Annotated in this window: 24 protein-coding genes and 1 pseudogene; 24 read left to right on the top strand and 1 reads right to left on the bottom strand. The window is 33.4% G+C overall.

Annotated features, from left to right (window positions below):
- The first annotated feature begins 3 nt into the window (after positions 1–3).
- A complete protein-coding gene (locus tag ZA07_RS05785; protein WP_053970775.1) occupies positions 4–990 on the top strand; it encodes a DUF4837 family protein in 987 nt (328 codons plus the stop codon).
- Positions 991–1,061: 71 nt separating this feature from the next.
- On the opposite strand, the gene tatA is transcribed toward ZA07_RS05785, so the two are convergent.
- Positions 1,062–1,244 (bottom strand): twin-arginine translocase TatA/TatE family subunit, encoded by a 183-nt coding sequence (tatA, locus tag ZA07_RS05780; RefSeq protein ID WP_053970774.1) that lies wholly within the window; start codon positions 1,242–1,244, stop codon positions 1,062–1,064.
- A 117-nt stretch (positions 1,245–1,361) separates the two neighbouring features.
- Between tatA and ZA07_RS05775 the strand changes: the two genes are divergently transcribed.
- The 23 genes and pseudogenes from ZA07_RS05775 (at position 1,362) to ZA07_RS05665 (ending at position 24,523) form a co-directional block, all read left to right on the top strand.
- Positions 1,362–2,231 carry a M23 family metallopeptidase gene (locus ZA07_RS05775; protein WP_053970773.1) on the top strand — a complete coding sequence of 290 codons (870 nt, stop codon included), beginning with the start codon at positions 1,362–1,364 and terminating at the stop codon, positions 2,229–2,231.
- The gene (locus ZA07_RS05770; RefSeq protein ID WP_053970772.1) at positions 2,231–3,733 is read left to right on the top strand and encodes a GH3 auxin-responsive promoter family protein; all 1,503 of its coding nucleotides are present in this window, start codon (positions 2,231–2,233) and stop codon (positions 3,731–3,733) included. The genes ZA07_RS05775 and ZA07_RS05770 overlap by 1 nt, the downstream gene beginning before the upstream one ends.
- Before the next feature lie 27 nt (positions 3,734–3,760).
- A complete protein-coding gene (locus ZA07_RS05765) occupies positions 3,761–5,449 on the top strand; it encodes a hypothetical protein (RefSeq protein WP_053970771.1) in 1,689 nt (562 codons plus the stop codon).
- Positions 5,450–5,459: 10 nt separating this feature from the next.
- Positions 5,460–6,512, top strand: a complete 1,053-nt coding sequence (locus tag ZA07_RS05760) for a hypothetical protein (protein ID WP_053970770.1) — start codon at positions 5,460–5,462, stop codon at positions 6,510–6,512.
- Positions 6,505–7,560: a dTDP-glucose 4,6-dehydratase gene (gene rfbB, locus ZA07_RS05755; protein ID WP_053970769.1), complete on the top strand. Its 1,056-nt coding sequence runs from the start codon at positions 6,505–6,507 to the stop codon at positions 7,558–7,560. The genes ZA07_RS05760 and rfbB overlap by 8 nt, the downstream gene beginning before the upstream one ends.
- On the top strand, positions 7,557–8,429 hold the full coding sequence (gene rfbA / locus ZA07_RS05750) for a glucose-1-phosphate thymidylyltransferase RfbA (protein ID WP_053970768.1): 873 nt from the start codon (positions 7,557–7,559) through the stop codon (positions 8,427–8,429). The genes rfbB and rfbA overlap by 4 nt, the downstream gene beginning before the upstream one ends.
- The gene (gene rfbC, locus ZA07_RS05745) at positions 8,426–8,977 is read left to right on the top strand and encodes a dTDP-4-dehydrorhamnose 3,5-epimerase (protein WP_053970767.1); all 552 of its coding nucleotides are present in this window, start codon (positions 8,426–8,428) and stop codon (positions 8,975–8,977) included. Before rfbA ends, rfbC begins: the two co-directional genes overlap by 4 nt.
- Positions 8,967–9,827, top strand: a complete 861-nt coding sequence (gene rfbD, locus ZA07_RS05740; protein WP_053970766.1) for a dTDP-4-dehydrorhamnose reductase — start codon at positions 8,967–8,969, stop codon at positions 9,825–9,827. The genes rfbC and rfbD overlap by 11 nt, the downstream gene beginning before the upstream one ends.
- Positions 9,824–10,942: a GDP-mannose 4,6-dehydratase gene (gene gmd / locus ZA07_RS05735; protein ID WP_053970765.1), complete on the top strand. Its 1,119-nt coding sequence runs from the start codon at positions 9,824–9,826 to the stop codon at positions 10,940–10,942. The genes rfbD and gmd overlap by 4 nt, the downstream gene beginning before the upstream one ends.
- 7 nt (positions 10,943–10,949) lie before the next feature.
- Positions 10,950–11,996, top strand: a complete 1,047-nt coding sequence (locus ZA07_RS05730; RefSeq protein WP_053970764.1) for a GDP-L-fucose synthase — start codon at positions 10,950–10,952, stop codon at positions 11,994–11,996.
- A complete protein-coding gene (gene cysQ, locus ZA07_RS05725; protein WP_231628640.1) occupies positions 11,983–12,783 on the top strand; it encodes a 3'(2'),5'-bisphosphate nucleotidase CysQ in 801 nt (266 codons plus the stop codon). The genes ZA07_RS05730 and cysQ overlap by 14 nt, the downstream gene beginning before the upstream one ends.
- A 3-nt stretch (positions 12,784–12,786) precedes the next feature.
- The gene (locus ZA07_RS05720) at positions 12,787–13,215 is read left to right on the top strand and encodes a DUF2061 domain-containing protein (RefSeq protein ID WP_053970762.1); all 429 of its coding nucleotides are present in this window, start codon (positions 12,787–12,789) and stop codon (positions 13,213–13,215) included.
- Between the two features lie 14 nt (positions 13,216–13,229).
- On the top strand, positions 13,230–13,829 hold the full coding sequence (gene cysC, locus ZA07_RS05715; RefSeq protein WP_053970761.1) for an adenylyl-sulfate kinase: 600 nt from the start codon (positions 13,230–13,232) through the stop codon (positions 13,827–13,829).
- Positions 13,826–14,731: a sulfate adenylyltransferase subunit CysD gene (gene cysD / locus ZA07_RS05710; RefSeq protein WP_053970760.1), complete on the top strand. Its 906-nt coding sequence runs from the start codon at positions 13,826–13,828 to the stop codon at positions 14,729–14,731. Before cysC ends, cysD begins: the two co-directional genes overlap by 4 nt.
- A gap of 52 nt (positions 14,732–14,783) precedes the next feature.
- Positions 14,784–16,037 carry a sulfate adenylyltransferase subunit CysN gene (gene cysN, locus ZA07_RS05705; protein ID WP_053970759.1) on the top strand — a complete coding sequence of 418 codons (1,254 nt, stop codon included), beginning with the start codon at positions 14,784–14,786 and terminating at the stop codon, positions 16,035–16,037.
- Between the two features lie 238 nt (positions 16,038–16,275).
- Positions 16,276–17,583: an oligosaccharide flippase family protein gene (locus ZA07_RS05700; RefSeq protein WP_197276703.1), complete on the top strand. Its 1,308-nt coding sequence runs from the start codon at positions 16,276–16,278 to the stop codon at positions 17,581–17,583.
- A gap of 237 nt (positions 17,584–17,820) precedes the next feature.
- A pseudogene (locus tag ZA07_RS16365) lies at positions 17,821–17,940 on the top strand (acyltransferase); the annotation flags it as partial.
- 2 nt (positions 17,941–17,942) lie between these two features.
- A complete protein-coding gene (locus tag ZA07_RS05690) occupies positions 17,943–18,851 on the top strand; it encodes a sulfotransferase (RefSeq protein ID WP_053970756.1) in 909 nt (302 codons plus the stop codon).
- Between the two features lie 3 nt (positions 18,852–18,854).
- Positions 18,855–19,835 (top strand): glycosyltransferase, encoded by a 981-nt coding sequence (locus ZA07_RS05685; RefSeq protein ID WP_053970755.1) that lies wholly within the window; start codon positions 18,855–18,857, stop codon positions 19,833–19,835.
- Complete coding sequence (locus ZA07_RS05680; protein WP_053970754.1) at positions 19,786–20,976, top strand: glycosyltransferase family 4 protein; 1,191 nt, start codon at positions 19,786–19,788, stop codon at positions 20,974–20,976. Before ZA07_RS05685 ends, ZA07_RS05680 begins: the two co-directional genes overlap by 50 nt.
- Before the next feature lie 452 nt (positions 20,977–21,428).
- Positions 21,429–22,148, top strand: coding sequence for a hypothetical protein (locus ZA07_RS05675; protein ID WP_157492073.1), 720 nt, complete (start codon positions 21,429–21,431; stop codon positions 22,146–22,148).
- Positions 22,129–23,472 carry an O-antigen ligase gene (locus ZA07_RS05670; protein ID WP_053970752.1) on the top strand — a complete coding sequence of 448 codons (1,344 nt, stop codon included), beginning with the start codon at positions 22,129–22,131 and terminating at the stop codon, positions 23,470–23,472. Before ZA07_RS05675 ends, ZA07_RS05670 begins: the two co-directional genes overlap by 20 nt.
- The gene (locus ZA07_RS05665) at positions 23,459–24,523 is read left to right on the top strand and encodes a glycosyltransferase family 1 protein (protein WP_053970751.1); all 1,065 of its coding nucleotides are present in this window, start codon (positions 23,459–23,461) and stop codon (positions 24,521–24,523) included. The genes ZA07_RS05670 and ZA07_RS05665 overlap by 14 nt, the downstream gene beginning before the upstream one ends.
- Position 24,524: the final 1 nt, after the last annotated feature.

Here is a 24,524-nt window from a genome sequence, read left to right as displayed (position 1 = left end):
ATCATGAAAAAAATTATTTATTTCCTAGCTATTTTACTGATAGCTTCTTGTAAAAGCGATGGAAAAAAATCTTCAAACTTTAGAGTACTACCAGAATCTTCAGGAAAAATAAACCACCTTTCTGTGGTGTTAAGCAATGATTTTTGGGAAGGAAGTATTGGTGAAACCATTAGAAATGTTTTAGCCGCACCGGTAGATGGTTTGCCACAGGACGAGCCTTTATTCACAATGAATCAAATTCCACCTGCTGTTTTTTCTGGGTTTGTAACTCAAAACAGAACCGTTTTGAAGATTGAAACAACCCAAGAGGCTAACGTAAAAATTTTAAAGGACGTTTATGCCAGACCTCAAAGAGTAGTATTGGTTACTGGGCCAACTAAAGAAGCAATCATAGATCAAATAAAGGGTCATGAAGATGATATCATAGCGGCTTTTAAGGCGGAAGAAATTAAGGAGCAACAACGACGAATTAAGTTATCTCCTAATGTCAATAATACCATCAAAAAGAAATTGGGTATCTCTATTACATTTCCATCGGCTTATAGAATAGCGGTTGATAAGGATGATTTTTACTGGATTAGAAAAGACATTACCACAGGGCACTCAAACCTAATGCTTTATGAATTGCCTTATGGCGCCATTAAAAAGGGAGATAGCCTTGTGGGAGATATTTTGAAGCTAAGGGATTCAATTGGAAGAACTCATATTCCTGGAAGGTTGGATGGAACCCACATGACCACAGATGATGCTTATGCTCCCTTTATTTTTGACACGAGTATTGATGGAAAATCAAGTATTGAAACCAAAGGAATGTGGGATGTGAAAAAGGATTTTATGGCTGGCCCATTTATCAACTATATTGTAGACGATAAGGAGCACAATAGGCTTTTAGTTGCAGAAGGTTTTGTTTTTGCTCCTTCTGTAGAGAAGAGAGATTATGTCTTTGAACTGGAATCAATCATTAGATCCATCAAATTTGATGAGGAGTAACAGTTTTAAATAATGGAATAAAAAAATGCCCGACAATTGTCGGGCATTTTTCTTATAGGTCAAAAAAGTAGTTACTCTTTTTTATCTGTTGATGCATTTTCATCTTTGCTAGCATCTTTAAACTCCTTAATTCCACTACCTAAACCTCTCATCAATTCAGGAATCTTTTTACCTCCAAATAACAATAGAACAATCAAGACAATTAAAACGATTTGCCAAGGACCTACTGCTAAAAAAATACTTGCTGCTATCATAACATCTATTATTTATGGGGCAAATTTAATAATTAAACTTCAATAAAAGCGTTTTCATAACAACTTTAGCATTAACTAAACATAGCCATGAATTATTTTAATTAATTTTGTTAGATAATGACTGCGGAAAAAAAGAAATCCAAGAAAATAAAGAAGAAGCTACTTCACAAGTACCGACTGGTTATTTTAAATGAAGATACTTTTGAAGAGCGCTTATCCTTTAGGTTAAACCGCCTAAATGTTTTTGTGTTGATGTCCTTAACATCCATCTTTTTGGTTTTGGGAACCATTTTTTTAATTGCTTTTACACCTCTCAGAGAATATATTCCAGGCTATTCTTCTACTGCTTTAAAAGAGAAGGCTGTTGAATTGAATTATAAAACAGATTCTTTGCAACGGCTTATGGCCATAAACGAAAAGTATTTTGAGTCTATTAGAAAGGTACTTCATGGCGAGGTGAGTCCTCAAGAATTCAATAGGGATTCAACAATTGAAGATGCTAAATTGGATGCTTCTGTAATTAATTTGAAACCTTCCAAAGAGGATTCTTTACTACGTTTAAAAGTTGAGAAAGAAGACAAATACAATTTGTTTGAAACTGCCACTTCAACGATTAATTTTGTGCTGTTCCCTCCTATAAGTGGGTCCATTTCACAGGAGTATAATTTTGATGAAAAGCACTACGCTATAGATGTCATTGCTCCAGAAAACACACCAATTAAAGCAACGGCAGATGGAACAGTTATTTTTGCTGAATGGACAGCAGAGACGGGTTACGTCATGATTATTGAACACGGGAATGGATTAATATCTGTTTATAAGCATAACTCTTCACTAAACAAGACCCAAGGTGAGTTGGTTAAATCAGGAGAGGTTATTGCAACAATTGGAGATACAGGTGAGTTAAGTTCGGGACCTCACCTACATTTTGAACTGTGGAAAGATGGCTACCCGATCAATCCAACCAATTTTATCGATTTTAATTAATGTTTTCATTAAAAGCTGCCTTAGTTAAGCCATTTGCCAAAAGAGTCCATAAGTCTGTACAAAAATGGGCCATGAACCCGATTGAAACCCAGGAGAAAGTTTTCTTTGAGCTTATAAAAAAAGCAGAGAAAACTGCTTTTGGAAAAGATCATGATTTTGGGACGATTAAAAGCCATGAAGATTTTGTAAATAGGGTGCCTATAAGAGATTATGAGGCTTTAAAACCTTATGTAGAGAGAGTTGTTGCAGGTGAAGAAAATGTACTTTGGAAAGGCAAGCCCCTTTATTTTGCCAAAACATCTGGAACTACATCTGGGGCTAAGTATATCCCTATAACAAAGGAAAGCATGCCATTTCATGTGGAGGCCGCAAGAAATGCTATTCTGATGTATGTGGCAGAAACTGGAAATACAGCTTTTGTTGATGGCAAGATGATCTTTTTACAAGGAAGTCCCATTTTGGATGAGAAGAATGGTATTCAGTTAGGACGTCTTTCAGGGATAGTTGCTCATTATGTGCCAAAATATTTGCAGAAGAATAGAATGCCTAGTTGGGAGACCAATTGTATTGAAGATTGGGAAACCAAAGTGGATGCCATAGTAGAAGAAACACTTCCTGAGGATATGACCATAATTTCAGGAATTCCTTCTTGGGTACAGATGTATTTTGAAAGGATCATAGAAAAAACAGGGAAGAAGGTTGGTGAAGTATTTCCAAACTTTAACCTGTTTATTTTTGGAGGGGTTAATTATGAACCTTACCGAACGAAATTTGAAAATCTTATTGGCCGAAAAGTCGATAGTATCGAATTATACCCTGCCAGTGAAGGCTTTTTTGCTTATCAGGATAAACAGGGAGAAAGGGGGATGTTGTTATTATTGGATTCTGGAATATTCTATGAATTTGTAAAAGCTGATGAATTTTTTGATGAGAACCCAAAAAGATTAACGTTAAAAGATGTTGAGATAGGAGTCAATTATGTTATGTTGATTTCTACCAATGCTGGATTGTGGGCCTATAATATTGGAGACACAGTTCAATTTACTTCCATAAAACCTTATCGGGTCATTGTATCAGGCCGCATAAAGCATTTTATCTCCGCTTTTGGTGAACATGTTATTGGGAAGGAAGTAGAGTATGCCCTCAACGAGGCCATGGATGCTCATCAAATAGAAGTCACTGAATTTACAGTGGCTCCTCAAATTAACCCGACTGCAGGATTACCATACCATGAATGGTTTATAGAGTTTGAGAAGCTTCCTGCCAATCTGGAAGTAATTTCATCAAAAATAGATTTGGCGTTACAAAATCAAAACAGCTATTATTATGATTTAATCGTTGGAAAGGTGCTAAAGCCTTTGGTTATTAGGCCAATCAAGAAAAATGGTTTTCAAGATTACATGAAATCCATAGGAAAGTTGGGGGGACAAAATAAAATTCCTAGACTATCCAATGATCGTAAAATTGCAGATGCTCTTGAAGAATTCATATTGGTTAAATAGTGTTATATTTGCGTTCCAAAATTCATTATGAGTAAGTTAAATCAGCACGAACGAACTAGGGCTCAGGAGAGTTCCAATGCCATTGAAAGGATGTACATCACTATGAGACATCTTTTCAATAGAGGGTTTTATAAACCAATGGGAGTGTCTGGAGAGACCCTTAGGGAGGCTCTGTTGTTATTACGACCTGAGATTTATGGATCTATTGGAGATGAGAAAGCTGAATTACAGGGATTGTTATATGTGATAGAAAGGCTCCCTTATGGGATTGAAGAATGTTCTTATATTAACCTTACGAGTGATGAGGGTTATGCCAATTCTCATTTTAAACCCATAATTCCTCCCAAACGAAGACGTAATTGTTACCGGATTGATGAGGAGCAAATGAACATTGAAATCACTCGTGGCCGCTCTGAAATTTATGATATTTTAACTCATTTAACCTTTTTATTTGTTGAGTCTCATAAAATAAGTAAGCGTGTTCTCATTGATGAAAGTGGCAATACAACTAGAGATTGGGTAAAGTTGGAAAAGGCCGTTTTATCAAAGAAAAAGTTAACTCAGGAAGAACGGGAAGTGGCCATTACCCACACCGCTAATATTTTGGGTAGAACTTTTAAGGAATTACTGGCCGTATACGACAAGTTTGCGATGGATGGCAAACCTGAACGATTGTTGCAAATCGTTTATTGGTTAGGAAAACTAGCCATTAAAGAACAAATCAATGGTAATAAACGAACCATTACTTTCAGTCCAGTATTGAGAGAGCGATTGGGACATCATATACACGGAGAAATATGGGCAGATCGTATCAAGGAAGTGATGTTCTCAAAAGGACTATTGGATAGGCCAATTCATATAATTAGTGCGAATATGCATAGTGTCATGAATGTATGTTTTGCGCCTTCAGCCTTGAAATCACTCATGGCAAAAAAGGGTGTTTTTGAAATTTATGAAGACATCAGTAAAAATGAAAACAAAGCCTTACGCAATAAAATCTTCAAGGAAGCGTTGCAAAAAGGAATGATATATATAGAAGATACTTCTGGAACCAATATTGATGTACAATTATTTGATACATCTCAAATGGATTTTTCTCATGGGGATATCTCTGTAGATGAAGAAAAAATACTAAAGGATAAACCTGTTATTTTAGTGATGGATTATGCTTTTGGAGAGCAGGCTTATGAGACAATTGATGAATTGCTGAAGCCTTATAGCCCAAATGGCAAGAAAAAGCATCTTGATGTTCAGTCTATATCCATCATGGGAAAAGCAGGTATTTTAGAAGGCGGTAAAGGTGATATAATGATTCCTTCAGCTCATATTTTCGAAGGTACAGCCGATAATTATCCTTTTGAGAATGAATTGAAAAAATCAGATTTAGAAGGAGAAGGAATTGATGTTTTTGAAGGCACTATGATTACTGTTTTAGGTACCTCTCTTCAAAACAGGGACATTTTGAGGTTTTTTTACAATTCTACATGGAATGTCATTGGATTGGAAATGGAAGGAGCTCACTATCAAAAAGCCATTCAATCAGCTTCCAAAGTTAGGGGTAGTATCAATCCAAATGTTAAGGTGAGATATGCCTATTATGCCAGTGATAATCCCTTGGAAACAGGAAGTACTTTGGCTTCAGGAGGTTTGGGAACTACAGGGGTTAAGCCAACCTATTTAATAACAAGAAAAATTTTGCACCAAATATTAAATTAACGATCAACTAATGAACGAAAATTCATCAAACAACCAATCGACAGAAGAGGTTGATTTAGGACAATTATTTAAACTTATAGGAGATGCCTTTAATAGATTGTTCAAGTTTATAGGCTCTATTTTTAAGGCAATTTTTTCTGTTATTATTTATGCTCTGAAGGTAATAATTGTCAATTTTAAAATTATTGTTGTGACAATGGTCATAGCTGGAGTGTTGGGTTTTGCATTGGAGAAAATATCTCCAGATGTTTATTCTTCATCCATGTTAGTCAGACCTTATTTTGACTCAAAATATCAATTGGTTACTAACATCAATTATTATAATGCTCTTATTGACAATCAGGACTATGCAACTTTTTCAAACTTCTTTGATTTAAGTGAAGAAGAGGCTCAAGAAGTTTTAAGTTTTGAAATTAGCCCAGGTCCAGAAACTGAAAATGAAAGAATAAAAGAATATGATAGCTTTATTAGGTCTTTGGATAGTACTCGAGCATCGACGATTTCCTATGAGGAGTATATAGAAAATAGAAGTGTTTATTCCGGCAGTATTTTTCAAATCGAAGCTTTTTCTTTAAGACAGGATATTTTTCCGAAATTGGAAAAGGGATTAAATAATGCATTTACTAATGAATACACTGAGACTAAGAAAAGAAAAAGGGATTCCCTAATAACGATTCAAAAGAATAACATTTTGGAACAATTGGCTAAGGTGGACTCTCTACAAAGAATTTATATCAATGTTTTAGAAGAAGATTCCAAATCTACTAGTACTGAACTTATTTTGGGCGAAGGACTTTCACTTAGCAAGGATAGATCAAATACTAGAGAATATGATTTATTGAATAAAGAAATAGAGTTAAGAAATACATTGAAAAGCTTAGAAGAAAGAAAGGTAGAAGAAGATGTGTTTTTTGATGTCATTTCTGAATTTCAATACGTTGGGAATAAAACATCTGATTGGTATAATAGATATGCTCTGATCTTTCCCGTTTTGGCATTTCTTATGTTATGTGTCATTTATTTAACTTCTAGATTGGTAAAATTTGCTAAAGCCTATGAATAAAAATAATGTCCTAATTACAGGAGGAGCGGGCTTTATAGGGTCTCACGTTGTGAGATTGTTTGTAAACAAGTATCCTGAATATCAAATTTATAATCTGGATAGTTTGACTTATGCCGGAAACCTTGAGAATTTAAAAGATATTGAAGAAGAAGAGAACTACCACTTCCTTAAGGCCGATATCAATGATGAGGAATCTATCAATAAATTATTTAAACAATATCAGTTTGATTCCGTTATTCATTTAGCAGCTGAATCGCATGTGGATAGATCTATAAAGGATCCGTTGGCTTTTGTGAAAACAAATATTATCGGGACCTTAAATCTTTTAAATGCTTTCAAGGGCATTTGGGAGCATGATTTTGATGGAAAACGATTTTATCATATAAGCACAGATGAAGTTTATGGAACACTTGGGGAAAGCGGCTTGTTCACTGAAATTACACCTTATTCTCCAAACTCACCATATTCGGCTTCTAAAGCGAGCTCAGATCATTTTGTTAGAGCTTATGGGGAAACCTACGATTTGCCTTATGTAATTTCAAATTGTTCCAACAACTACGGACAGAATCAATTTCCTGAGAAGTTAATTCCTTTATTTATCAATAATATTATCAATAAAAAACCATTACCAGTTTATGGTGATGGTAATTACACAAGAGATTGGCTTTATGTCATAGATCATGCTAGGGCTATTGATTTGGTTTTTCATGAAGGCGAAAATGGAGAAACCTACAATATAGGAGGTTTCAATGAGTGGAAGAATATTGATTTGGTAAGATTGCTCTGCAAGCAAATGGACGAAAAATTGGGTAATGCCAATGGAACTTCTGAAGAATTAATAACCTATGTTAAAGATAGGCCTGGACATGATTTACGATATGCTATTGATGCTTCCAAAATCAATGAGAAATTAGGATGGGAGCCATCAGTGACATTTGAGGAGGGGCTTTCAAAAACCATAGATTGGTATTTATCTAATCAAGAATGGTTGAACCATGTGACTAGTGGAGCATATCAAACGTATTACGAAAAGCAATATCAATCATGAAGGGAATCATATTAGCCGGTGGTTCTGGTACTAGATTACATCCTTTAACTCTCTCGGTAAGCAAACAATTGATGCCCGTGTATGATAAACCGATGATATATTATCCGTTGTCTACACTTATATATTCTGGAATAAGGGAAATCCTTATTATTTCTACACCTAAAGATTTACCTCTTTTTCAAGATTTATTGGGAGATGGTAAGAAGTATGGTTGTAGATTTGAATATGCGGTTCAGGAAGCTCCAAATGGGTTGGCTGAAGCCTTTATTATTGGAGCTGATTTTATTGGAAATGATAAGGTAGCCTTAATATTGGGAGATAATATTTTCTATGGAACTGGTCTTTCTAGCCTACTTCAAAGCAACAATGACCCTAATGGAGGGGTCATATATGCTTATCGCGTTCACGACCCGGAGCGTTACGGGGTTATTGAATTTGATGATGAAGGACAAGCCATTTCTATTGAGGAGAAACCATTAAACCCAAAATCCAATTTTGCGGTTCCGGGGATTTATTTTTATGATAACTCAGTTGTTCAAATTGCAAAGAATATCAAACCCAGTCACCGTGGTGAATTGGAAATTACTGATATCAATAAAGCCTATTTAGAGCAAGGTAATTTGCATGTGAGTATTTTGGACCGAGGGACGGCTTGGTTAGATACGGGTACTTTTCAATCCCTAATGCAAGCCTCTCAATTTGTTGAAGTGATTGAGGAGCGTCAAGGATTGAAAATAGGATCTATCGAGGCAGCAGCTTTTGAAATGGGATTTATAACGGAACAGGAATTTAAAGATTTGGCAGAGCCCTTAATGAAAAGTGGGTATGGTAAAAATCTGTTAGGACTTCTTAAACATAAAGAGGGGTGATAGGAAAGGAAACTAAATTAAAAGGATGCTTCGTTATTGAACCAAAGATATTTGAGGATGAACGAGGCTATTTTTTTGAATCGTTTAACCAAGAAAAATTTAATGAGACTATTGGTGCAGAGGTAAAATTTGTTCAAGATAACGAGTCTCTCTCTGCTAAAGGAGTCTTAAGGGGCTTACACTTTCAAAATGGGGCTTTTGCCCAAGCCAAATTGGTTCGGGTAATCCAAGGAGAAGTGTTGGATGTAGCTGTTGATTTAAGAAAAAACTCAGAGACTTTTGGGGAATATGTTTCCGTAAAATTATCTGGTCAAAATAAAAAACAGTTCTTTGTTCCTCGAGGTTTTGCACATGGTTTTATAGTGCTTAGTGACACCGCTATTTTTTCTTATAAGTGCGATAATTTTTATAATAAAGAATCAGAAGGCGGCATTATATACAATGACAAATCATTGAACATTGATTGGGAATTTCCTTTGGAACAGGCACAATTATCAGAAAAGGATCTTGTTTTACCAACTTTTGAAGCATATTTAAATGAAGAATAAGGTACTAATTACAGGAGCTAGCGGGCAATTGGGTCAATGTATCAAAGATCTTCAAGCTTCCTATTCAGATTTTGAATTTTGTTTTACAGATGTTCAAGATCTTGATATTTTAAATAAGCAAAATGTCTTGGATTTTTTTCAAACAAATCAAATAAGTTGGTGTGTCAATTGTGCGGCCTATACTGCCGTAGATAAGGCTGAAAGTGATGAGAAAATGGCTTATGAAATTAATGCTTTTGGAGCTGAAAATTTAGCGATGGCATGCCAAGTACATAAGTCAAAACTCATTCATATTTCAACCGATTTTGTTTTTGATGGTAGCCAGTCTATTCCTTATTCCGAAGAAGCTCAAACAAATCCACTTGGAGTTTATGGGTATTCAAAGCTTCAAGGAGAACTTGAAATTCAAGCCAAATTAAAAGAGCATTTCATTATAAGGACCTCTTGGTTATATTCGGAATACGGGCATAACTTTTTAAAAACGATGTTGAAATTAGGGGAGGACCGAGAAGTATTGAATGTGGTGGGAGATCAAGTAGGAACGCCTACATATGCAGGAGATTTAGCAATTGTGCTTTTAGATGTTATAAAGAATAATTCAGAGCAATATGGCATTTATCATTTCAGTAATGAAGGTGTTGCTAGTTGGTATGATTTCGCTAAGGCGATTTTTGACATTCAGGGGAATGATAAAATAAAAGTTGGAAATATTCCTTCAGAAGCTTATCCAACTCCGGCAAAAAGACCTAGCTTTAGTGTTTTGGATAAAGCCAAAATCAAAAAACAAATGAATATTGAAATCCCTTATTGGAGGGATAGTTTATATAAAGTTATTAATCAAATAAAATGAGTAAAAAAGTAGCATTAATTACGGGGGTTACTGGACAAGATGGAGCCTATTTAAGTGAATTTCTTTTAAAGAAAGATTACATTGTACATGGTATTAAAAGAAGATCATCTTTGTTCAATACCGATAGAATAGATCATTTATATCAAGACCCTCATGAAGAGCACAGGAACTTTTTTCTTCATTACGGAGATCTAACAGATAGTACCAATTTAATTCGAATAATCCAAGAGGTTCAACCCGATGAGATTTACAATTTGGCAGCTATGAGCCATGTTCACGTTTCTTTTGAAACCCCAGAATATACGGCTAATGCTGATGGAATTGGAACACTAAGGATATTAGAAGCTATTAGAATTTTGGGATTGGAAAAGAAGACACGAATTTACCAAGCTTCAACTTCAGAGTTATATGGAAAGGTGCAGGAAGTTCCTCAAACAGAAACCACACCTTTTTATCCTAGAAGCCCTTACGCTGTTGCCAAAATGTATGCGTATTGGATAACTGTTAACTACCGAGAAGCCTACGGAATGTATGCTTGCAATGGGATTTTATTTAATCATGAATCACCCATAAGAGGAGAAACTTTTGTAACCAGAAAAATCACGAGAGCTACTTCTCGAATTGCTTTAGGGTTACAGGATAAAATGTATTTAGGAAACTTGGATGCGAAACGCGATTGGGGACATGCCAAGGATTACATCAGAATGATGTGGATGATTCTTCAAGCAGAGGAAGCTGAAGATTGGGTAATCGCTACTGGGAAAACAACAACCGTTAGGGATTTTGTGAAAATGTGTTTTGCTCATATTGGGGTTGAATTGGAATTTAAAGGAGAAGAATCAGAGGAAAAAGGATATATCAAATCTTGCTCTAATCCAGATTATCAACTGGAAATTGGAAAAGAAGTTGTTGCTGTTGACAAAAAATACTACCGCCCAACAGAAGTAGATTTATTAATTGGAGATGCAACAAAGGCCAAGGAAAAGCTTGGTTGGGTGCCTCAATATGATTTACCTGCTTTAGTTGAGGATATGATGCAAAGTGATCTTATATTGATGCAGAAGCAGCAATACCTTCAAGAAGGTGGATACCGAATCAATAACTATTTCGAATAATTAGTCTATGGACAAGAATTCAAAGATTTATGTTGCAGGCCATAGAGGACTTGTAGGTAGCGCTATTCTTGAGAATTTAAAAAACAAAGGCTATACCAATATCGTTACTCGAACCCATGCTGAGCTAGATTTAACCAACCAAGAAAGGGTCGAGCAATTTTTTGAAACCGAAAAGCCGGAATACGTTTTTTTAGCAGCTGCAAAAGTTGGTGGAATAATAGCCAACAATGTGTATAGAGCTGAATTTATTTATGATAATATGATGATTCAGAATCATGTGATTCATCAAAGTTATGTTCATGGAGTTAAGAAATTATTGTTCTTGGGAAGTACTTGTATTTATCCAAAGAATTGCCCACAACCCATGAAGGAAGATTACTTGCTAACAGATCCTCTAGAATATACCAATGAGCCTTACGCCATTGCTAAGATTGCTGGGATAAAGATGTGTGAAAGTTATAACATTCAGTATGGCACTAATTTTATTTCGGTTATGCCAACTAATCTATATGGGCCAAATGATAATTTTGATTTGGAAAAATCTCATGTTTTGCCGGCCTTGATACGTAAAATCCATTTAGCTAAACTTCTTAATGACGGAAATATTGAGGAAGTTTTAAATGATTTGAAAATGGATTCTATTGAAGAGGCAAAATCCTATCTATCAAAATTTGGTATTAGCGAAAAAAGTGTAGAGATTTGGGGTTCAGGAAAGCCAATGAGGGAATTTTTGTGGTCAAAGGACATGGCTGATGCCTGTGTTTTTATAATGGAAAATAGAAATTTTGAAGATACCTATTCAGAGGGAGCTAAGGAAATCAGAAATACCCATATTAATATTGGAACTGGTAAGGAAGTATCTATAAAGGAACTGGCAGAAACAATAAAAGGAATTATTGGTTTTGACGGAGAGTTGGTTTTTAACTCTGAAAAACCTGATGGAACCATGAGAAAATTAACAGATGTCTCTAAGCTGAATGGCCTAGGATGGAAACATCAAATTGAATTAAAGGACGGAATTAAAAAAGTATATGATTGGTATGTCAATAAATAATCATTTAAAAATAGCTATTGAAGCCTCCTTAAAGGCGGGTGAAAGAATTATGGAAGTCTATGATTCTGTATTTGATGTGGAATATAAGGATGATAAATCTCCCTTAACAGAAGCTGATAAACAATCAAATGATATCATCAATTCATTTTTAATACCAACCGAAATTCCAATCATAAGTGAAGAAAATAAACAAGTGGACTATGCTGTAAGGAAAACATGGGATACTTGTTGGGTGGTTGATCCAGTAGATGGGACCAAAGAATTTATAAAGCGTAATGGCGAATTTACTGTTAATATAGCCTTGGTAGAACAGGGGAAACCACAATTGGGGGTAATCTATGTCCCAGCTGTAAAATCGTTATATTTTGCTGATGTGACTAAAGAGGAAGCCTTTAAAGTTGAGCTTGACTCTCATGATGTTTCTTTTGAGGAAATAATGATAAAGGCTAGAGCCTTAAGTCCAAAGACTGAAAAGTCAAATAAAATTGAAGTTGTAGGGAGTCGTTCCCATATGAATCAGGATACATTAGACTTTGTCGAGTGTCTTAAAAATGAAGGCAAGGATGTCGAGATTGTCTCCAAAGGTAGTTCTTTAAAATTCTGTTTGGTGGCAGAGGGGAATGCTGATGTTTACCCAAGATACGCTCCTACTATGGAGTGGGACACAGCAGCAGGTCAGGCCATATGTAATGCTGTTGGCTTACAGGTTATTTCTAAGGAAACGGATAAACCTTTACAGTACAATAAAGAAAACTTGTTGAACAGTTATTTTTTGGTGAGTAGATAGTTTATGGCAGACGTTTCCTATAAACGACATATTGCAAAAACCATCACTTGGCGATTGGTAGGAACATTAGATACCATTCTGCTTTCTTGGTTAATAACAGGAAATCCTTTGACAGGATTGAAAATAGGTTTTGCTGAGGTAACCACCAAATCTATCCTTTATTATCTGCATGAAAGAGTTTGGTTTAAAATCAATCTTTCAAAAGATGGGAGACGTTTGGAAAGCAAGAAACGACATATTGCTAAAACCATTACTTGGAGAATGATAGGGACCATAGATACTATGACCTTAGCTTGGATTATTTCTGGAAATCCTATGGCTGGTTTAAAAATAGGTCTTGCTGAAGTTCTAACTAAAATGACTTTATACTATTTTCATGAAAGAATTTGGTATCGCATCAATTTTGGACTTCCTAACCGAGAGGTTGATTAATAAAGAAATAAGAAATGAAGGAGAACATTATACCCCACTCATATCAGGTGTCTCAAGAAGATCGCAGGACATCGAATAAACATAACTCTTTTTTATTGTGGTTCACAGGACTTTCGGGATCAGGGAAGTCGACAATTGCTAACGTTGTAGAGCAAAAACTATTTGAAAAGGGAATTAAAACCTATACTCTTGATGGTGATAACATTAGAAAGGGAATTAATAATGATTTAAGCTTTTCTCCAGAAGATCGAACTGAAAATATTCGCAGAATTGCAGAAGTGGCAGGTTTGATGGTAGATGCTGGGTTGGTGGTTTTGGCGGCTTTTGTTTCGCCCTATAAAAAAGACCGTGATAACATAAGAAGAATCGTCAAAGATGTTAACTTTGTTGAGGTTTACATCAACACCAGTGTTGAGGAATGTGAACGAAGGGATGTGAAAGGACTCTACAAGAAGGCAAGAGCCGGTGAAATAAAAAATATGACTGGAATCTCTGCCCCTTATGAGGCCCCAGAAAATCCCGATATTGAAATAAAAACGGAAAAAGAATCTGTTGACGAAGCAGTCATTAGGATTATTGAATTTATAACGCCAAAATTGTCAAGGCAATCATGAGTAAGTATTATTTAAATTATTTAGACGAGTTAGAGAGTGAAGCGATATTTGTATTGCGTGAAGTGTGGGCTCAATTTCAAAATCCGGTTATTCTTTTTTCTGGAGGAAAGGATTCGATAGTAGTGACGCATTTAGCCAGAAAGGCATTTTACCCTAGTAAAATTCCTTTTGCTTTAATGCATGTGGATACGGGACACAACTTCCCTGAGACCATTAAATTTCGTGATGATTTGATTGACGAGTTGGGTGTCAATTTGATTGTAGGCTCTGTACAGGAATCAATTGATCAAGGGAGAGTAGCAGAAGAAAGAGGAAAGAACGCAACCAGAAATGCACTTCAGATAACTACCTTATTGGATGCCATAGAAACACATAAAGTAGATTGTGCCATAGGTGGAGGAAGAAGAGATGAAGAAAAGGCACGAGCAAAAGAACGTTTCTTTTCACATAGAGATGATTTTGGACAATGGGATCCTAAAAACCAACGTCCAGAACTTTGGAATATTTTCAATGGCAAGCATTTTGAAGGAGAACACTTTAGAGCATTTCCTATCAGTAATTGGACTGAAATGGACGTTTGGAATTACATAAAAAGGGAAAACATTCAAATACCATCCTTATACTTTGCTCATGAAAGAGAGTGTGTTTGGAGAAACAATTCTTGGATACCCAATTCAGAATTTTTAATGCTTGAAGAGACAGAAGAAATAGTCGTCAAGAAGATACGTTTTAGAACTTTAGGAGATATTACTATTACAGGTGGTATTGAAAGCGATGCAGATACCGTTGAAAAGATTGCCAATGAAGTTTCCGCTATGAGACAAACAGAAAGAGGGAACAGAAGTGATGACAAGCGTTCTGAAACCGCTATGGAAGACCGTAAACGTCAAGGGTATTTTTAAATTAAACATCAATTATTCTATAATTCAATTATAGTACTACTAATAAAAATATATGTTAGACAATAACCAATTATTAAGATTTACAACTGCAGGGAGTGTTGATGACGGGAAAAGTACCTTAATCGGTAGGTTGTTATATGATTCAAAGTCCATTTTTGAAGACCAACTTGAGGCCATTGAGAACACGAGTAAGAAAAAAGGTCATGAAGGCGTTGATTTGGCGTTATTTACAGATGGATTAAGAGATGAACGGGAACAAGGAATTACCATTGATGTGGCTTACAGATATTTTACCACACCAAAGCGTAAGTTTATTATAGCCGATACGCCTGGACATATTCAATATACCAGAAACATGGTAACAGGGGCTTCAACAGCTAATGCTGCCATTATTTTGGTCGATGCCAGACATGGAGTTATTGAGCAGACCAGAAGGCATTCCTTTATTGCCTCTTTATTGCAAATCCCCCATGTGATAGTGTGTATCAACAAAATGGATTTAGTTGATTTTCAGGAAGATGCTTATCAAAAAGTGATTGAGCAATTTGAAGAGTTTTCCTCTAAAATGATGGTAAAAGACGTTCGATTTATTCCTATTTCTGCTTTGTTGGGAGACAATGTGGTGAACAGATCTGAGCATATGGATTGGTATCAAGGCGCACCTCTTTTACATACCCTTGAAACCATGCACATAAGTAGTGATATCAATAAAGTAGATGCGCGTTTCCCTGTTCAAACGGTTTTAAGACCGCAGCAAGGAGAATTTAGGGACTATAGAGGTTATGCAGGACGTGTTGCGAGTGGTGTTTTTAGACCTGGTGATGAGGTCACAGTGATGCCATCTGGATTTACTTCCAAAATCCGTTCAATAGATACCTTTGATAGTGCCGTAAATGAAGCTTTTGCGCCCATGTCGGTTTCCATTACTTTAGAAGATGATATAGACATTAGTCGTGGAGATATGATCGTTCGCTCAAACAATAAGCCTGAGGCTAGTCAGGACATCGAGGTAATGCTTTGTTGGTTGAATAACAGTCCGGCTAAGCCAAGAGCAAAATACACTGTAAAACACACTTCAAATGACCAAAAGGCGATGATTAAAGAAGTTGTCTATAAAATTGATATCAATACCTTGGAAAGAAAAGAAGATGACAAGGAGTTGACCATGAATGATATTTGTAAAGTAAAACTACGTACTACCCAACCTTTGATGGTGGATTCATATAGAGAGAATAGAACGACTGGAAGTATTATTTTGGTTGATGATGCAACTAATGAAACTGTGGCTGCCGGGATGGTGGTGTGATATTTTAGCGTTAATTGTCTAGCCATTAATTAATTAAATATTTTTTGAATACATATCTCAAAGTCATTAAAAATATCAATTACTGAGGAAAAGAGAATAGCTATTATATTACAGTATTTAATTCTTTCTAAGAATTAGCTTCATTAAGTTAATTACCGTTTTCTTTTTTAAAAAATCAAATCGAATATAATTTTTAGTTTTGAATATTTGATTGTTATACGTTTTTATGCCCATAAGATTGAAGAAAAGGCTAAGTAATTTAGATATCCATACAAAAGAAGTATTTAGTAAGGGTTATTATTCTATGATTGTAAAAATTTTTGGGATAATTGCACGACTGTTGGTAAGTATTTTTATTGGTCAGACTTTGGGACCTGAAGGATTAGGGAATATCAACCTAATTAATCAAATTATAACAATTCTTATGGTATTTTCAACTCTCGGATTGGATAATGTTCTCGTTAAAAACATATCTGTTGGAGTAAGCCAAAGAGATTTCAGTTCAATTAATAATAATATTTATTCAAGTGTTATTATAGGCCTGTTTTCGTCATTTACTGTTATAGTTCTAGGTATTTTAAGCTCTAGATATTTAGCTGAACAAATTTTTGAATCAGAGTTCATCTATACTCCCCTCCTAATTATGTTTTGTGCAATACTTCCTCAAACGATAGGACAAATATATGCGAGTGGTATTAATGGATATCGCAAAGTTTGGCAAAGTAATTTGCTCAAGGAGGTTTTAACTTCAGTAATAATAGGAATAGGATTAATAATTTATTGGATTTTTGCTGTAGAAATTACCATTCTTAATATTATTTTGCTCTACGCTCTTGGTAAGGTAGTAACTTTTTTTTCGGCTAGAGCATATTGGCATAAGTTGTTTCGGAAAAAGAACTATAAAAGAGTGTATGACCCTTCTATTCTAAAAGATTCGTTACCACTTTTATTGGTCTCTTCGATGGTTATTATATCTACTTCAACAGATGTTATTATGTTAGGCTGGTTAAGTGATTCTGCAGAAGTTGGACTATACAGTGTTGCTTCTAGATTAGCGTTATTTGTTTTGTTTTTTTTACAAGTTTCAAATTCGTCGTTAGCACCCAAAATAGCTTCATTTTATGAACTTAATAAGAAAAGTGACTTACAAGTTTTGGTTCAAAGAGTTACCTTATTTTTAGTTCCTATTGGAATCTTATTTTTATTTGCATTCATTTTATTAGGTAAACCTATATTAGGGCTTTGGGGAGTGGAGTTCAAAGAAGCTTATAATATTTTAATTATTCTTGGTTTAGGGCAATTAATTAATATTAGCACTGGGTGTTCGGGGTTACTATTGATATTATGCGGGTTTGGAAAAGTTCATAGCTACATTTCTACTGGATATGCTATTTTTAATATTTTTTTGAATTTTATTTTAATACAAAAATTTGGTGCTATTGGAGCGGCAACAGCCACCAGTTTGGTTATTGCGTTAGAAAATATAACTAAAGTCTATTTTGCCAGAAAGTTTACGGGAATACTATCAATACCATTATTCAAATGATAAGTCATAAACATAAAGTCATTTTTTTACATATTCCTAAATGTGCGGGATCCAGTATAGAGTATTATTTTGATGTCAAACCATTTGATTGGAAAAAATGTTATGATTGCAGATTCAGTATCAATTAGAGATACAGACCTTGACTTTAAGGATCTAAATAAGCCTATGACACAACAAGGTATTATTACAGATCCTATTACAATTAAAGATAATTTTTGGGTAGGACACGGTATAGTTATTAACAAAGGAGTCACAATAGAAGAAGGTGCTATTATTGCTGTAAATGCGGTGGTAACTAAAAATGTTCCTCGAAATGGAATAGTAGGAGGAGTACCGGGTAAAATAATTAGAATTAGAGAATGAATAAAGTCCATTTTTTTTGTATTGGAGCACAAAAAGCAGGCACAACACTTTTACATGATATTTTAAAACAGCATTCTGAAATTTACTTGCCGATTGAAAAAGAGGCTCATTTTTTTGATGTAAATGAAGTGTATGCTAAGGGTCTAAAATATTATTTTGAGACTTATTTCAAAACTTTTAACGATGAAAAGTGTATTGGAAATATTAACCCTAACTTACAAATTGAAAATAGGTCTATTGACCGGATCTTAGATTGTTTTGGAGCAGATACTAAAATTATCTTTTTATTGAGAGACCCTGTTAAAAGAGCTTTTTCTCATTATTTAATGAGTAAAAAAAGGGGGTATGAAGAGTTTGATTTTTTAGATGCTCTTGAAAATGAACCATTGCGGCTTTCAAGTCCAAAATATCATAAAGATTATGAGTCTGAAGAACTTGGTCATTTTGAAAAAAACCATTTTGGTTATATATCCAGAGGGCAATACTCAGGAACTCTAAAATACATTTATAAACAATTCCCTAAAGACAATGTGAGGGTTTTTATATTTGAAGAGTTTTTGGCTAATAAAGAGATCGTAATAAATGAAATACAGGAATTTTTAGGTGTAAATCATCAGGAATTGAATTTGGATTTAAAAAGTAACCCCGCTGAGAAAGCAAAATTTCTTTGGGTCTCAAAATTTTTAAATACACCATCTAAAATCAAGGATTTTTTGAAACAAGTACTGCCCAAAAACTTGAGAGTTGTTTTAAAACAATTTGTTTATAAAAAGAACTTAAAGTTGCTAAATGATTCTGAAAAGAAAATTCCATATGATCGTGATTTGATTAAGAATAGGTTCTTTGTTGAGGACATCAATGAATTAGAAAAGGTTTTAGGTAAAAAAATAAAGGCTTGGGAATAATTTATGTTAAATACAACTGTAATTATAGTTACATATTCAAATAGATTTCATTTACTAAAAAGAGTAATTGAGACTTGTTTTAAAGAGAGGGTATCCAAAGTTGTTGTTGTAGATAATAATTCAGAAAATGAGAGTAAAGTTTTGTTACAAAACTTTCAAACGAAGTATAGCCCTAATTTACATGTTATCTGGAATACGGTTAATGAAGGTTCTGCAAAAGCATTTAAAATTGGTCTAAAGTATGTTTTTCAAAAATCAGAGCATGAGTATATTTGGTTACTTGATGATGATAACGAGCCTGAAGAAGGCGCTCTTGAAAATATACATAGTTATTGGGTAAGAAAAGATAATGAAACGGCTTGTTTATTATCTTACAGGCCAGATCGTTATCAATATAAGACAGCAATACTCAGTGAGAACCCAAATTTGGTACTGAGTAAACCAAATAGTTTCTATGGATTCAGTTTAATGGAGAAATTAAAAAAACCATTTAAGAAACGAGAATCTTTAAACAGTAAGATCACATCTGGGAGAATTGCTTATGCACCATATGGAGGCATGTTTTTTCACAAGTCATTAATAAATGACATAGGGTTTCCTGACGAGGAGTTTTATTTGTATTCGGATGACCATGACTGGAGTTACCGTATTACCAAAATGAGTAAAAAAATCATTTTATTACTTAACAGTAAAGTTAGGGATATTGATAAATCATGGAGTGTAAATAGTACATCCCAAACGGTTTTTCAAACTATAAGTAAAGGCTCTAGGTTTAGAATATATTATACCATTAGAAATCGAATGATTTTTGAGAAAAGGTATTTGACTAAGAATTCTGCGGTGTATTCAATTAACCTTGCCATTTTTACTTTCATTCTTTTTTTTAATTGTGGGCTAAGTCAAAACTTTAAGATATTTTTGTTGGCTATTAAGCATGCAAAAACTAACAATCTTGGTAAAACCTTTGAAGGTAGTCTTAATTAATACACTTTATGCACCTCATTTTGTGGGTGGTGCAGAAAAATCGGTTCAATTATTAGCAGAGGGGTTGCATCAATTAGGGCATAATGCAGTTGTTATATCCTTAAGTGCTGCAAATAAAAACAAAATTCAAATTGTAAATGGCATAAAGGTATATTATCTAGCTAATAGGAATATATATTGGCCATTTCAAAACAAATCTGTTTCAAAATTTAAAAAATCATTTTGGCATGTCATTGATACTTACTTTTCTTTATATAACAGAAATATTGACGCAATTTTAAAAGAAGAATTACCAGATATTATTCATACAAATAATTTAAGTGGCTTTTCAACTTCACTATTAAGTTATCTAAAATCTAAAAAGTATCCTATAATACACACTGCAAGGGACTATTATTTGATGTGTTTTAAGAATACTTTGTATAAAAATGGCAAGGTCTGTGACAAATTATGTAGAGATTGTTCTATTTTGAGTCACTGGAAGTTTAAACAAATAAATAAAAATGTAGATCGCTTTATCGGAATAAGTAAATATGTAGTATCAAGACACTTGAACTCAGGTCTTAGTAAGAATATTCCAACAGAATATATTTATAATGCGGTAATAGATGTCAAAGAAAAAAGCAACAAGACAAAAAAGCAAAATGTTTTTGGATATATAGGAGCCTTAAATGAGGCAAAGGGGCTCGAGCTCTTGTTGGGTATTTTTTGTTCCGATAATTTGAAAAATCAAGACTGGAAATTGAAAATAGCAGGAAGAGGTTCAAGTGACTATGTAGATTACTTGAAATCTTTTTATACCAATGAAAAAATTGAATTTGTAGGTTTTGTGGATGCCATGGAGTTCTATAAAGGACTAGATGCACTAATTGTCCCTTCACAATGGGAAGAACCTTTTGGTAGGGTTGTTATTGAAGCGGCCCAAATGGGATTAACTGTTTTTGTTTCAGAAAAGGGAGGGCTTGTCGAATTGATACCATTATTGAATTCGGTAAAGAAATTGAATATGAATTCTATTTTAGAATTTATTGCAGAAGACAAGCACAAGATTGAAATATACAATAGTTTAAACCAATTTGACAATAAAACAATCACTGATAAATATATCAACGCCTATAAAAAGGTATTGTCTTTAAATTAATCCAATTGAAACTAAATCTAAATCATTTAATGTTTATAGGGATATTGACCCAAGTGTTTTCCACACAGGGAGTTTTAACCTATTTCTTTTTTAACATATTTGGTTTTTGGGAACTTAAATCAGTACTACATCCGTTATCTTTTCTACTCATACTGATTGTTTTTTTAATAAAATCTATTAAGAGGCTGGAAATAAGTCAAATCGATTTTATAGTTAGTTTATACTCGATATTTCTATTTATATTATTAATTTTTAATAACCATACTTTGTCAGGTATTTACCTGACCTTTAGGGAGGTTTTTATGTTAGTAATACTAACATTTATTTATAACCAAACAATGATTTCAAAGAGACAATTTGAGATTATTTTAAAGTGTTTACACGTATTTGTAGTTCTAAATTTAGTTTTTGTTTTTTTAACTTATTACCTAGGTCCCGAAGATTTTATGAAGATGCTAGTAGGAAGATATCAATGGGGAGTAGATGATGTTTACAAATTTCAAATCAGCAATTTTGCTAGTAGGTTTTGGCGTTCACCAGGAATTGTAGGTAGTTCTGGAGCCTTAGCCTATTTTGCGCTATTTACTTATATATTAATGGATCGGACCAAGGAATTTTCCAAAAAGAAATATTTAGCCCTGTTTCTATTAGTATCTTCATTTACAAGAAGCGCATTTTTGGCTTTCATAATTTATTTTATCGTTAATTTTTTAGGTAATGAAAGGAATTTAAAAAGAACCCTAAAAATGGGGAAATACTTAATCCCTTTGGGATTCATACTCTTTATAATCTTAAATCAATTTGACATTTTATCGGTGAAATCCATTTGGATTCGGTTTGATGTATGGTTAAATAGAATAGACATAGAATATAACCCTTTATTTGGAGGAGCAATCGGGGAAATGGGAGCCGCAGTTAGAGATGGTACTATAAAGGCAGAGGCTGTTTTGGATAGCTATTGGTTATTGATGCTATTCTCAACAGGGATTATAGGTATTTTTTTATGGTTGCTGTTTTTCTTTGAAAAATCGAAGCATAGCTTAAAATTAGGAGCAATGATTATTGGTGTTATTTTCGCTGGCTTTTTTATAACCTTAACTCAGGCAATTCCTTTTATTGTATTATTACCAATGATGTATCTAAAAGTTGAGAATGATTTTAAAGACACCTAAAAGTAATATAATATTTAGTTTCTATGTAATAATTACTTATTTAATAGGGCTCTTTCCAATTTTAACTTTTGGAATGAGAAGTATTCTTACCATATCATGGGTGTTTTTTGGTCTTTTAAATATTGATTTTAAAAAGAAATATGAAAATAATCTAAACAAGAAATACTTACTTTATTTATTGTTTTCAATATTACCATTTGTATGTCTTTGTTTAACATTATTATATTCAGAAAACCTAGAGGTTGGAGTAAGACGTTTAACGCAAATCCTTCCTTTTGTAATTTTTCCAATTATTTTTTATTTAAACAAGGAGAGGATCGAAAAAAGAATGATAAATCGCATTCTATGGGGATTTTCCATTTCCGTCCTAATATTAGTTTTTTATCAAATAATTTGTGTTCTCTTTAACTTAGATATATTATTAGCTGATTTAACAAAAGAAGAAATTATAAGTAATAGACTTGGTGATAAACTTATTATAGATCAGAATACTGTTTCAGTAATTAAAACAAGAAGATTTAGAAGTTTTCTTTTAAGATTAGTAGATACGCATCCTACTTATCAAGGGTTATGGGGTGTTTTTAGTATATTTTTTCTAGTGAAACAAGGATTAATTTTAATTCGTTCAAAAAAAAATATAGGATTTTGTGTTCTAATTGCTAGTGGAGTTTTGTTGTTTTGGTTATTTATAATATCAAGCAGAATGCCAGTAATTTCATTGGTGATAGCGGGGTTTTATAGTGCGGTTGTATTGAAAAGAGTCCAAATTAAAAAACAATTACTTTTTATAGCTACGACAATTTTTTTATTAACAATAGGCTATTTCAGTGTAACTCCTTTTAAGGTAAGGGTTGATGAGGTTATTAATTATAAATTTGAAATGCCTACGGAAAATGAAAAGTCATATAATCATTCGTCTGTAAATGTTAGGAACGGTATATATACCTGTGCGTTATCTATTGTGAAAGATAATCTATTGTTTGGAGTTGGGGTTGGTGACTCTCAAGATGAATTAAATACTTGCTATAATAATAAAATTGGAGCTAAGATATATACATGGCATAATTATAATACACATAATCAATTTTTGTTTTTTATTGTTGCTTCAGGTATTATAGGATTACTTATATTCTTAATTTTAATATTTCAGCATTGGAGAATAGCAATTGAAAATGTAAATCAAATACATCTATATTTTATTTCAATTATTATACTTGTTTCTTTGACAGAAAACATTTTATCAAGATCTGATGGTGTTATGTTCTTTGCTTTTTTTAGCAGTTTGTTTTTGTTTAACGTAAAGAGATTTAATGATAATAGTTAACTCAAGATTTCTAACTCAGTCAATATCAGGAGTACAAAGATTTGCTATAGAAATTTCTTTAGAATTAGTAAAATCAAAATTGAATATTGAGTTTGTTTCTCCATGTAATATTATACAAGAAGAATATGCAAGTATTTTAGGTGTAAAGAAAATAGGACCTAAATTTATAAGTGGTCATTTGTGGGAGCAAACAATATTTCCATTATATGTTATCCAGAAAAAGGGTGTGGCATTATCATTTTGTAATACGGGACCAGTAATTTTAAAAAGTCAAATTATAACTTTGCATGATTTGGCATTTAAAACGCATCCAGAATGGTTTTCTTCAAGATTTTCGACCTATTATAATTGGCTAATTCCTTTAATAGCCAAAAGAGCAAAACATATTTTTACAGTAAGTTATGTTTCTAAGGAAGAGATTCGAAATAATTATTCGATCCCGAAGGAAAAAATAACTGTAATTTATAATGGAGTTCGTAGTAATATTATAAACTACTCCAAATTAAATAATCAAAATAAAATTTCGCAAAAAGTTAAGGAATATATTAAGCATGATTACATCTTGACAGTATCTTCATTTAATCCAAGGAAAAATTTAAAAGGATTAATTCAAGCATATTCTGATTTACAAATTCCTGACTTAAAATTATATGTTGTTGGTGAAAAATCTTCAAATTTTAAAAAAATGGAATATGAAGGGGTAGAAGGGGTTGAATTTATGGAAAATATTGATGACTTTGAGTTAAATGAGTTATACCAAAATTGCAAAATATTTGTATATCCCAGTTTATATGAAGGGTTCGGTATTCCCATTATTGAGGCTTTAGCTCACAAAAAAAAGGTTTGTGCTTCTAATCTCCCTGTCTTTAATGAAATTTGTGGAGATTCTATTGTTTATTTTAATCCCAACGATTCAGCTGACATAAAAAGTAAAATAATAGACACTCTTAATGACACCAAAAATATTAATTGGGATTATAAAAAGTATGACTGGAAAGTATCATCAGAAAAAATGGAATCCCGTATTTTTGAATTAATAAAAAAGTCTTGAA

Origin of the sequence: Mangrovimonas sp. ST2L15 (assembly GCF_001280515.1) — a bacterium.
Taxonomy (GTDB): domain Bacteria; phylum Bacteroidota; class Bacteroidia; order Flavobacteriales; family Flavobacteriaceae; genus Mangrovimonas; species Mangrovimonas futianensis.
Note: the sequence above shows the minus strand (reverse complement) of the source record. Positions and strands in the feature narration are given on the sequence as shown.